Origin of the sequence: Shigella sp. FJ200513 (assembly GCF_040495915.1) — a bacterium.
Lineage (GTDB): Bacteria > Pseudomonadota > Gammaproteobacteria > Enterobacterales > Enterobacteriaceae > ECMA0423.
The window spans coordinates 1-11,680 of sequence record NZ_JBDYCV010000109.1 but is presented as its reverse complement, the minus strand read 5'-3'; the positions used below and the strand labels follow the sequence as shown (position 1 = coordinate 11,680).

The window sequence follows — 11,680 nt, the reverse complement described above, 5'->3', positions numbered from 1 at the left end:
GTGGCGGCCTCAATCCGGAACAATTTGAAAACCAGAACCTCGCTTAGGCCTGTGTCCATATTACGTGGGTAGGATCAATTTGCCCGCTTGGCATAGCGGGCATTTTTTCCAGGTACTTTTGAATGAGTACTGATGAATAAATACATTGCAGTGGCGTGCCACGTACCAAAACACCAGCCCTCATTCGAAACCACCCACCGCACTTCTTCCTTGAAATGGCGTTAGTCATGAAATATAGACCGCCATCGAGTACCCCTTGTACCCTTAACTCTTCCTGATACATGAATGATGATTTGGTGGCCCTTGCTGGACTTGAACCAGCGACCAAGCGATTATGAGTCGCCTGCTCTAACCACTGAGCTAAAGGGCCTTAAGTATGCAATAACAATACTTATAAACCACGCAATAAACATGATGATCTTATGATGTAAATAACAGATTTTTATGCGTTCCCATTCACCTTGGGTCGTGATTACACGCGACATAAAACCCGACACCGCCTCCATTCGCAAAGTCGATACTCGCAGTCAACAAGCAAATGTTAATAATTAGCACTATCTATAGTTATCATCGATTCAATGATACTTTGTAATGATTTTGTATCTAATAATATAACTTTATTACATTAGCTGAAGAGTTTTCGCATCATTATGATATCTGTTACTTTTCACTCCATAAAAATAAACTTCATATAGCAATATATTCTTTCATAGATCTTATTCTGCTAATCATTAGTTTCGTATGCGCGATTTTTGACAGTTGCCTCTCCAGACCACATCGATAATTAAAAAACAGATTTAAACATTATCCTTTTCCATATAGATATTGGATAAAAATAGGACATCTGTTTGCAATTACTTTCACAACAATTAAACATTTTTATGTTTTCGTATACATCATATTACTCTACCATTAGAGGAACGTTATTATGTTTTCTATAAAACCAGGACCTGGAAATTTACCTATCGACAACCCCACATTGTTATCATGGAACATTACTGATGGGGATCTAAATTCCAAATTTAATACATTAGAATATCTAAACTGTATAACAAATATTATTAATGCTTGTGGAGTTTATCCTCAGGATTTAAAAGACAGAGAAATTATATCAACTTTTCACGCAGAAAAAGTCATTAATGATCTGTTAAAAAACGATTATAAAATTTCCCTTTCTCCAGATACAACTTACCGAGAGCTGAATAAAGCTGCACAGAGTAGCATTACAGCGCCAGACAGGATAGGAGAAGGGAAAACATGGGTTTATCAACGAGATACAATGGTTGAAAGAGGTGATAACAGTGGTGTTCATCAGTATGGTCCAGCTGAACATTTCACTCACATTATATCTGACAAACCGTCCCCAAAAGATAAGTATGTTGCATATGCTATTAACATTCCTGACTATGAGCTAGCAGCCGATGTATATAATATTAACGTGACGTCACCTTCCGGACAGCAAGAAACATTTAAAATACTAATCAATCCAGAACATCTACGGCAAACACTTGAGCGTAAATCTCTTACTGCTGTTCAGAAATCACAATGTGAAATCATCACCCCCAAAAAACCTGGCGAAGCGATTCTTCATGCTTTTAATGCCACCTACCAGCAAATCAGGGAAAATATGTCTGAGTTTGCACGTTCCCATTATGGGTATATACAAATCCCTCCAGTGACAACTTTCCGCGCCGACGGACCAGAAACTCCCGAAGAAGAAAAAGGTTACTGGTTTCACGCTTATCAACCCGAAGATCTTTGTACCATCCATAATCCAATGGGGGATTTGCAGGATTTTATCGCATTGGTTAAAGATGCTAAAAAATTTGGTATCGATATCATTCCTGATTATACCTTTAACTTTATGGGAATCGGGGGAAGTGGTAAAAATGACCTGGATTATCCCTCTGCTGATATACGAGCGAAGATCAGTAAAGATATAGAAAGTGGTATCCCTGGCTATTGGCAAGGTCAGGTTTTGATTCCATTCATTAAAGATCCAGTAACAAAAGAACGTAAACAAATCCATCCAGAAGATATACATCTCACTGCAAAAGACTTCGAAGCAAGTAAAGATAACATCTCTAAGGATGAATGGAAAAACCTCCATGCATTAAAAGAAAAGAGTTTAAATGGAATGCCTAAAACAACCCCCAAAAGTGACCAGGTTATTATGTTGCAAAATCAATACGTTCGTGAAATGCGAAAATATGGCGTACGAGGTTTACGTTATGATGCAGCAAAACACTCAAAACATGAACAAATAGAAAGATCAATAACCCCACCGCTTAAAAATTATAATGAGCGATTACACAATACTAACTTATTTAACCCAAAATATCATGAAAAAACCGTTATGAATTACATGGAATATCTGGTAACTTGTCAGTTGAATGAAGAACAAATGTCATCGCTGCTTTATGAAAGAGATGATTTAAGCGCCATTGATTTTTCATTGCTCATGAAGACGATAAAAGCCTTTTCATTCGGGGGAGATCTCCTAACCCTTGCATCAAAACCGGGTTCCACAATCTCAAGCATCCCATCAGAAAGACGGATATTGATTAACATTAACCACGATTTTCCTAACAATGGCAATCTTTTCAATGACTTTCTATTTAACCATCAACAAGATGAACAATTAGCAATGGCATATATGGCCGCTCTCCCGTTCAGCAGGCCTTTAGTTTACTGGGATGGCCAGGTATTAAAATCAACGACTGAAATTAAAAATTATGATGGGCCCACGCGTGTCGGTGGTGAGGCGTGGCTTAATAAAGGTTGCTCTACCTATCAGCAGCTCTACAATGAATTCCACGCATTATATATAGATAAAGCAGGAATATGGAGCGCATTTGAGGGTGTATTTGCAACTAAAAACGTTCTGGCCTTTAGTCGTGGGGATTCTGTGAACATTAATCACTCTCCTCATGATGGACTAGTTATAATAAATAAAGGAAACGAAGAAGTTGAAGGTACCTGGCCTAACAAATTGCAACCTGGAATATATAAAAACATGGGGAGTAATAGCGTTAACATTATTATTAATAATACCCGAAAAATTATCCCCCCTTGTAAAGTATTTACGCTTAGAGGCGGATCTCTAAATATCAATATTCCTAGGCGTAGCGCTCTTCTTTTAGGGAAAACAGGAGAACCGCCGAACTATCTCTATTTATAATTTAATGTTATATCTGCCCCGATAAAACGGGGCAGATAATATGTTTAGTTTACTAACGGTCATTTTGTAGTGAAGCCATTTACTGTTTTTTATCGACCAGATAATCTGTTCTCTAATGTTAACTCCCCCTAACCTGTTGCTTTAGTTATTCATTTCCTGTCTCACTTTGCCTTAATACCCTACGTTAAATGTTACTAATTTGTTGCTTTTGATCACAATAAGAAAGCAATATGTCGCTTTTGTGCGCATTTTTCAGAAATGTAGATATTTTTAGATTATGGCTACGAAATGAGCATCGCCATGTCACCCTACATCTCATAAGAGGATCGCTTCTGATGAATGCACTGACCGCCGTACAAAATAACGCTGTCGATTCAGGCCAGGACTATAGCGGATTCACTCTCATCCCGTCGGCGCAATCCCCGCGTCTGCTGGAACTCACCTTCACCGAACAGACGACCAAACAGTTTCTCGAACAGGTTGCCGAATGGCCCGTGCAGGCGCTGGAGTACAAATCGTTTCTGCGTTTTCGGGTAGGCAAAATTCTTGACGATCTGTGTGCGAATCAGCTGCAACCATTGCTGTTGAAGACCCTGCTAAACCGTGCTGAAGGTGCGCTGTTGATCAATGCGGTAGGTATCGATGATGTGGCGCAGGCAGATGAGATGGTGAAGCTGGCAACGGCGGTAGCGCATCTGATTGGTCGCTCAAATTTCGATGCGATGAGCGGTCAGTATTACGCGCGTTTCGTGGTGAAAAATGTCGATAACTCAGACAGCTATCTGCGTCAGCCGCACCGCGTGATGGAACTGCACAACGACGGCACGTATGTCGAAGAGATCACCGATTACGTGCTGATGATGAAAATCGATGACTGGGAACATCTGGACCACTATTTCCGCCATCCACTGGCGCGTCGCCCGATGCGCTTTGCCGCGCCGCCGAGCAAAAACGTCAGCAAAGATGTTTTCCATCCAGTGTTCGACGTTGATCAACAGGGTCGCCCGGTGATGCGCTATATCGACCAGTTCGTCCAGCCAAAAGATTTTGAAGAAGGCGTGTGGTTGAGCGAGCTTTCCGATGCCATTGAAACCAGCAAAGGCATTCTTTCTGTACCCGTTCCCGTTGGCAAATTCCTGTTGATAAACAACCTGTTCTGGCTGCACGGTCGCGACCGCTTTACTCCGCACCCGGATCTGCGCCGTGAACTGATGCGTCAGCGTGGCTATTTCGCTTACGCCACTCACCACTACCAGACGCATCAGTAAGCGCAAAGGAATTGAGCGGATGTATGATTTTGTGATTATTGGCGGCGGCATCATCGGCATGTCGACCGCCATGCAACTGATTGATGTTTATCCGGATGCCCGCATTGCGTTGCTGGAAAAAGAGTCCGGCCCGGCCTGTCACCAGACGGGCCACAACAGCGGCGTGATCCATGCCGGGGTCTATTACACGCCCGGCAGCCTGAAGGCGCAGTTTTGCCTGGCGGGGAACCGTGCCACCAAAGCCTTTTGCGATCAAAACGGCATTCGCTATGACAACTGCGGCAAGATGCTGGTCGCCACGTCTCAGCTCGAAATGGAACGGATGCGCGCCTTATGGGAACGCACAGCGGCGAACGGTATCGAGCGCGAGTGGATAAACGCCGTGGAACTGCGCGAGCGCGAACCGAATATCACCGGGCTTGGTGGCATTTTTGTGCCGTCCAGCGGCATTGTCAGCTACCGCGAAGTGACGGCGGCAATGGCAAAAATCTTCCAGGCCAGAGGCGGCGAGATTATTTATAACGCCGAAGTCAGCGCCCTCAGTGAGCATAAAAACGGCGTGGTGATACGCACCCGTCAGGGCGGTGAATATGAAGCATCGACGCTGATTAGCTGTTCCGGGCTGATGGCTGACCGGCTGGTGAAAATGCTCGGCCTCGAACCGGGCTTTATTATCTGCCCGTTCCGTGGCGAGTATTTCCGCCTTGCGCCGGAGCATAACCAGATTGTTAACCACCTGATTTACCCCATTCCCGACCCCGCGATGCCATTTTTGGGCGTGCATCTCACCCGCATGATCGACGGCAGCGTGACCGTCGGGCCAAACGCGGTGCTGGCTTTCAAACGCGAAGGCTATCGCAAGCGCGACTTCTCATTTAGTGACACGCTGGAGATTTTGAGCTCGTCGGGGATTCGCCGGGTGCTGCAAAACCATCTACGCTCAGGACTGGGCGAGATGAAAAACTCGCTGTGCAAAAGCGGCTATCTGCGGCTGGTGCAAAAGTATTGTCCCCGGCTTTCGTTAAGCGATCTCCAGCCCTGGCCCGCCGGTGTGCGGGCGCAGGCAGTATCGCCGGACGGCAAGCTGATTGACGATTTTCTGTTTGTCACCACCCCACGCACGATCCACACCTGCAATGCGCCCTCCCCGGCAGCGACATCAGCAATTCCTATTGGTGCGCATATTGTCAGCAGGGTACAAACGCTGTTGGCAAGCCAGAGTAACCCCGGACGCACGCTGCGAGCGGCACGTAGTGTGGATGCCTTACACGCCGCATTTAATCAATAACCTTTGAAAACAGGACGTAACAATGAAACTTAACGACAGTAACTTATTCCGCCAGCAGGCGTTGATTAACGGGGAATGGCTGGACGCCAACAATGGTGAAGTCATCGACGTCACCAATCCGGCGAACGGCGACAAGCTGGGTAGCGTGCCGAAAATGGGCGCAGATGAAACCCGCGCCGCTATCGACGCCGCCAACCGCGCCCTGCCCGCCTGGCGTGCGCTCACCGCCAAAGAACGCGCCACCATTCTGCGCAACTGGTTCAATTTGATGATGCAGCATCAGGACGATTTAGCGCGCCTGATGACCCTCGAACAGGGTAAACCGCTGGCTGAAGCGAAAGGCGAAATCAGCTACGCCGCCTCCTTCATTGAGTGGTTTGCTGAAGAAGGCAAACGTATTTATGGCGACACCATTCCTGGTCATCAGGCCGATAAGCGCCTGATTGTTATCAAGCAGCCGATTGGCGTCACCGCCGCCATCACGCCGTGGAACTTTCCGGCGGCGATGATTACCCGTAAAGCCGGTCCGGCGCTGGCGGCAGGCTGCACCATGGTGCTGAAGCCCGCCAGTCAGACGCCGTTCTCTGCGCTGGCGCTGGCGGAACTGGCGATTCGCGCGGGCATTCCGGCTGGCGTGTTTAACGTGGTCACCGGTTCGGCAGGCGTGGTCGGTAATGAACTGACCAGCAACCCGCTGGTACGCAAACTGTCGTTTACCGGTTAGACCGAGATTGGCCGCCAGTTAATGGAACAGTGCGCGAAAGACATCAAAAAAGTGTCGCTGGAGCTGGGCGGCAACGCGCCGTTTATCGTCTTTGACGATGCCGATCTCGATAAAGCCGTGGAAGGCGCGCTGGCCTCGAAATTCCGCAACGCCGGGCAAACCTGCGTCTGCGCCAACCGTTTATACGTGCAGGACGGCGTGTATGACCGCTTTGCCGAAAAATTACAGCAGGCGGGGAGCAAACTGCACATCGGCGACGGGCTGGAGAAAGGCGTCACCATCGGGCCGCTGATCGATGAAAAAGCGGTAGCAAAAGTGGAAGAGCATATTGCCGATGCGCTGGAGAAAGGTGCGCGTGTGGTTTGCGGCGGTAAAGCGCACGAACGCGGCGGCAACTTCTTCCAGCCAACCATTCTGGTGGACGTTCCGGCCAACGCCAAAGTGTCGAAAGAAGAGACGTTCGGCCCCCTCGCCCCACTGTTCCGTTTTAAAGATGAAGCCGATGTGATTGCACAAGCCAATGACACCGAGTTTGGTCTTGCCGCCTATTTCTACGCCCGTGATTTAAGCCGCGTCTTCCGCGTCGGCGAGGCGCTGGAGTACGGCATCGTCGGCATCAATACCGGCATTATTTCCAATGAAGTGGCCCCATTCGGCGGCATCAAAGCCTCGGGTCTGGGTCGTGAAGGTTCGAAGTATGGCATCGAAGATTACTTAGAAATCAAATATATGTGCATCGGTCTTTAACTGGAGAATGCGAAGGAACAGCAATAAAGAGTTAATGCAGCGCCGCAGTCAGGCGATTCCCCGTGGCGTTGGGCAAATTCACCCGATTTTCGCTGACCGCGCGGAAAACTGCCGGGTGTGGGACGTTTAAGGCCGTGAGTATCTTGATTTCGCGGGCGGGATTGCGGTGCTCAATACCGGGCACCTGCATCCGAAGGTGGTGGCCGCGGTGGAAGCGCAGTTGAAAAAACTGTCGCACACCTGCTTCCAGGTGCTGGCTTACGAGCCGTATCTGGAGCTGTGCGAGATTATGAATCAGAAGGTGCCGGGCGATTTCGCCAAGAAAACGCTGCTGGTTACGACCGGTTCCGAAGCGGTGGAAAACGCGGTAAAAATCGCCCGCGCCGCCACCAAACGTAGCGGCACCATCGCTTTTAGCGGCGAGTATCACGGGCGCACGCATTACACGCTGGCGCTGACCGGCAAGGTGAATCCGTACTCTGCGGGCATGGGGCTGATGCCGGGTCATGTTTATCGCGCGCTTTATCCTTGCCCGCTGCACGGCATAAGCGAGGATGACGCTATCGCCAGCATCCACCGGATCTTCAAAAATGATGCCGCGCCGGAAGATATCGCCGCCATCATGATTGAGCCGGTTCAGGGCGAAGGCGGTTTCTACGCCGCGTCGCCAGCCTTTATGCAGCGTTTACGCGCTCTGTGTGACGAGCACGGGATCATGCTGATTGCCGATGAAGTGCAGAGCGGCGCGGGGCGTACCGGCACGCTGTTTGCGATGGAGCAGATGGGCGTGGCGCCGGATCTTACCACCTTTGCGAAATCGATCGCAGGCGGTTTCCCGCTGGCGGGCGTCACCGGGCGCGCGGAAGTGATGGACGCTGTTGCACCGGGCGGTCTGGGCGGCACCTATGCCGGTAACCCGATTGCCTGCGTGGCTGCGCTGGAAGTGTTGAAGGTGTTCGAGCAGGAAAATCTGCTGCAAAAAGCCAACGATCTGGGGCAGAAGCTAAAAGACGGATTGTTGGCGATAGCCGAAAAACACCCGGAGATCGGCGACGTACGCGGGCTGGGATCGATGATTGCCATCGAGCTGTTTGAAGATGGCGATCACAGCAAACCGGACGCAAAACTCACCGCCGAGATCGTGGCACGCGCCCGCGATAAGGGCCTGATTCTTCTCTCCTGCGGCCCGTATTACAACGTGCTGCGCATCCTTGTACCACTCACCATTGAAGACGCTCAGATCCGTCAGGGTCTGGAGATTATCGGTCAGTGTTTTGATGAGGCGAAGCAGTAGCACCGTCCCCATGCAGGAGGCGACGCTGCGCGTCTTGTCCGGCCTACGAGAATCCAAGTCGGATAAGGCGTTTACGCCGCATCCGACAATCTGTACGTGAACAGGAATAAATCTATGTCGGCCGGATAAGGCGGAGCCGCTCTCCGGCAAAAAGAATCAATAACAATTAAACGCGTGACCCGACGCGGGAAATGTCGGGGCGCTCTCCCAAGTGACACACTTTCGAGAGGATTCAGGATGGGGCAATCATCGCAACCACACGAGTTAGGCGGCGGGCTGAAATCACGCCACGTCACCATGTTGTCTATTGCCGGTGTTATCGGCGCAAGTCTGTTTGTCGGTTCCAGCGTCGCCATCGCCGAAGCGGACCCGGCGGTATTACTGGCCTATCTGTTCGCCGGATTACTGGTGGTTATGATTATGCGGATGCTGGCGGAAATGGCAGTTGCCACGCCCGATACCGGTTCGTTTTCCACCTATGCCGATAAAGCCATTGGCCGCTGGGCGGGCTATACCATCGGCTGGTTGTACTGGTGGTTTTGGGTACTGGTTATCCCACTGGAAGCCAACATCGCCGCCATGATCCTGCACTCGTGGGTTCCAGGCATTCCCATCTGGTTATTTTCCCTCGTCATTACCCTCGCCTTAACTGGCAGTAATTTATTAAGCGTTAAAAACTACGGCGAATTTGAGTTCTGGCTGGCGCTGTGCAAAGTCATCGCTATCCTGGCCTTTATTTTCCTTGGTGCAGTCGCAATTAGCGGTTTTTACCCTTATGCCGAAGTGAGCGGGATCTCAAGATTGTGGGATAGCGGCGGCTTTATGCCCAACGGTTTCGGTGCGGTATTAAGCGCGATGTTGATCACCATGTTCTCGTTTATGGGCGCAGAAATTGTCACCATTGCCGCCGCGGAATCCGACATGCCGGAAAAACATATTGTCCGCGCCACCAACTCGGTTATCTGGCGTATTTCTATCTTCTATTTGTGCTCTATTTTTGTCGTCGTGGCATTAATACCGTGGAATATGCCGGGGCTGAAAGCCGTTGGATCTTATCGCTCGGTTCTGGAATTGCTCAATATTCCCCATGCGAAATTAATCATGGACTGTGTGATATTACTTTCCGTAACCAGTTGCCTGAACTCGGCCCTGTATACCGCCTCAAGGATGCTCTACTCCTTAAGCCGTCGCGGTGATGCTCCCGCGGTAATGGGTAAAATCAACCGCAGTAAAACCCCGTACGTGGCGGTGTTACTCTCCACCGGCGCAGCATTCTTAACGGTGGTGGTGAACTATTACGCGCCTGCGAAGGTATTTAAATTTCTGATCGACAGCTCCGGCGCTATCGCCCTGCTGGTTTATTTAGTCATCGCCGTTTCACAGTTGCGGATGCGCAAAATTCTGCGAGCAGAAGGAAGCGAAATTCGCTTGCGAATGTGGCTTGATCCCTGGCTCACCTGGCTGGTCATCGGCTTTATTACCTTTGTGTTGGTAGTGATGCTATTCCGTCCGGCGCAACAGTTAGAAGTGATCTCCACCGGCTTATTAGCGATAGGGATTATCTGTACCGTGCCAATTATGGCTCGCTGGAAAAAGCTGGTATTGTGGCAAAAAACACCCGTTCATAATACGCGCTGATAATGATCAGGAGTCACACCATGACCATTACGTCTCTGGATGGCTATCGCTGGCTGAAGAACGATATTATTCGCGGTAATTTTCAACCGGATGAAAAATTACGGATGAGTTTACTGACATCGCGTTATGCACTTGGCGTTGGGCCGTTGCAGGAAGCACTTTCTCAACTGGTGGCGGAACGGCTGGTCACGGTGGTGAATCAAAAAGGGTATCGGGTGGCGTCTATGTCAGAGCAGGAGCTGCTCGATATTTTCGACGCCCGCGCCAATATGGAAGCGATGCTGGTCAGTCTGGCGATTGCCCGCGGTGGCGATGAATGGGAGGCAGACGTTCTCGCAAAAGCGCATCTGCTCAGTAAGCTGGAAGCCTGTGACGCCAGCGAGAAAATGCTTGATGAGTGGGATCTGCGTCATCAGGCGTTTCATACAGCAATTGTGGCGGGCTGTGGTTCTCACTATTTGCTGCAAATGCGTGAACGGTTGTTTGATCTGGCGGCGCGTTATCGATTTATCTGGCTGCGGCGAACGGTGCTTTCGGTGGAAATGCTGGAGGATAAACACGATCAGCACCAGACCCTGACTGCGGCGGTACTGCCGCGAGATACAGCGCGCGCCAGTGAGTTAATGCGCCAGCATTTACTGACGCCAATTCCCATTATCCAGCAGGCGATGGCTGGCAATTAACTACTCTTCCGGAATACGCAACACTTGCCCCGGATAAATTTTATCCGGGCTTTTTAGCATCGGTTTATTCGCTTCGAAGATTTTATTGTACAGATTAGCGTTACCGTAGACCTGTTTGGAAATGGCACTCAGAGTGTCGCCAGACTTAACGGTATAAAACTGGCTGGCAGTGGCTGGTGTCGCCGTTTTCACCTGATCATCAACACTGGCAATACCGGAAATATTCCCCACCGCAACAAGGATTTTCTCCTTCGCCTCCTGACTCAGGCCGTCACCAGTGACCGTCGCTTTGCCGTCGGCAATTTGAATGTTCACTTTATCGGCATCAGGTATACCGGTTTTGCTCAGATGCTCCTGCACCTTCTTCGCCTGATCGTCTTTATCGTGCTGACCTGTAACCGCATCCCAGAGTTTTTCTCCGGCATCTTTAACAAAATTGAACAGACCCATAGCTACCTCATTCGTTAACGGAAACACTCAGAAAGTGTAGCAGAGGAACGCGGCGCGTTAACGCCGCGGGGGTGAGCACAGGTTTAATCGCGGGTTTGCACCCAGAACGCGTGAATCAAACCGGGGATATACCCAAGCAGTGTCAGCAGAATATTAATAATGAACGCCCAACCGAACCCTTTACCGAGCAGCACGCCGATCGGCGGCAGAATGATGGTGATGACGATTCTCCAGAAACCCATATGTACTCCCTATAAGAAAATTACTCATTGTTTAAAAAGAGATTTTATCTCTTAAGCGTAGTAATTTTAGCGGAGCCTGCCAGTTTCAGTGGATTTGCCCCTATATTTCCAGACATCTGTTATCACTTAACCCATTACAAGCCCGCTGCCGCAGATATTCCCGTG

Annotated in this window: 7 protein-coding genes, 1 tRNA gene and 2 pseudogenes; 7 read left to right on the top strand and 3 right to left on the bottom strand. The window is 49.5% G+C overall.

Annotated features, from left to right (window positions below; all coding sequences use genetic code 11):
- Nucleotides 1-294: 294 nt before the first annotated feature.
- A tRNA-Ile gene (locus tag ABZJ92_RS17845) sits at nt 295-370 on the bottom strand.
- A gap of 558 nt (nt 371-928) precedes the next feature.
- Here ABZJ92_RS17845 and ABZJ92_RS17840 point away from each other — a divergent pair.
- From ABZJ92_RS17840 to csiR, 7 genes and pseudogenes are all read left to right on the top strand, one after another.
- A complete protein-coding gene (locus ABZJ92_RS17840) occupies nt 929-3,181 on the top strand; it encodes an alpha amylase C-terminal domain-containing protein (RefSeq protein ID WP_000491410.1) in 2,253 nt (750 codons plus the stop codon).
- Nucleotides 3,182-3,516: 335 nt separating this feature from the next.
- Entirely contained in the window at nt 3,517-4,449 is a 933-nt protein-coding gene (glaH, locus tag ABZJ92_RS17835; RefSeq protein ID WP_005051331.1) for a glutarate dioxygenase GlaH, read from the top strand.
- Nucleotides 4,450-4,468: 19 nt separating this feature from the next.
- Nucleotides 4,469-5,737, top strand: a complete 1,269-nt coding sequence (gene lhgO, locus ABZJ92_RS17830) for an L-2-hydroxyglutarate oxidase (protein WP_353765451.1) — start codon at nt 4,469-4,471, stop codon at nt 5,735-5,737.
- 22 nt (nt 5,738-5,759) lie between these two features.
- Nucleotides 5,760-7,208, top strand: a pseudogene (gabD, locus tag ABZJ92_RS17825) (NADP-dependent succinate-semialdehyde dehydrogenase).
- Nucleotides 7,209-7,215: 7 nt separating this feature from the next.
- A pseudogene (gene gabT / locus ABZJ92_RS17820) lies at nt 7,216-8,502 on the top strand (4-aminobutyrate--2-oxoglutarate transaminase).
- Nucleotides 8,503-8,739: 237 nt separating this feature from the next.
- Nucleotides 8,740-10,140 (top strand): GABA permease, encoded by a 1,401-nt coding sequence (gene gabP, locus ABZJ92_RS17815; RefSeq protein ID WP_005051343.1) that lies wholly within the window; start codon nt 8,740-8,742, stop codon nt 10,138-10,140.
- A 20-nt stretch (nt 10,141-10,160) separates the two neighbouring features.
- Entirely contained in the window at nt 10,161-10,823 is a 663-nt protein-coding gene (csiR, locus tag ABZJ92_RS17810; protein WP_000156795.1) for a DNA-binding transcriptional regulator CsiR, read from the top strand.
- On the opposite strand, the gene kbp is transcribed toward csiR, so the two are convergent.
- The gene (gene kbp / locus ABZJ92_RS17805) at nt 10,824-11,273 is read right to left on the bottom strand and encodes a potassium binding protein Kbp (protein WP_000522424.1); all 450 of its coding nucleotides are present in this window, start codon (nt 11,271-11,273) and stop codon (nt 10,824-10,826) included.
- 83 nt (nt 11,274-11,356) lie between these two features.
- Complete coding sequence (locus ABZJ92_RS17800; protein ID WP_000508176.1) at nt 11,357-11,515, bottom strand: YqaE/Pmp3 family membrane protein; 159 nt, start codon at nt 11,513-11,515, stop codon at nt 11,357-11,359.
- Nucleotides 11,516-11,680: the final 165 nt, after the last annotated feature.

Excerpts from the sequence above, each read along its gene's own strand:
- ABZJ92_RS17840 (WP_000491410.1), top strand. The coding sequence starts at position 929 with ATGTTTTCTATAAAACCAGGACCTGGAAATTTACCTATCGACAACCCC.
- glaH (WP_005051331.1), top strand. The coding sequence starts at position 3,517 with ATGAATGCACTGACCGCCGTACAAAATAACGCTGTCGATTCAGGCCAG.
- lhgO (WP_353765451.1), top strand. The coding sequence starts at position 4,469 with ATGTATGATTTTGTGATTATTGGCGGCGGCATCATCGGCATGTCGACC.
- gabP (WP_005051343.1), top strand. The coding sequence starts at position 8,740 with ATGGGGCAATCATCGCAACCACACGAGTTAGGCGGCGGGCTGAAATCA.
- csiR (WP_000156795.1), top strand. The coding sequence starts at position 10,161 with ATGACCATTACGTCTCTGGATGGCTATCGCTGGCTGAAGAACGATATT.
- kbp (WP_000522424.1), bottom strand. The coding sequence starts at position 11,273 with ATGGGTCTGTTCAATTTTGTTAAAGATGCCGGAGAAAAACTCTGGGAT.
- ABZJ92_RS17800 (WP_000508176.1), bottom strand. The coding sequence starts at position 11,515 with ATGGGTTTCTGGAGAATCGTCATCACCATCATTCTGCCGCCGATCGGC.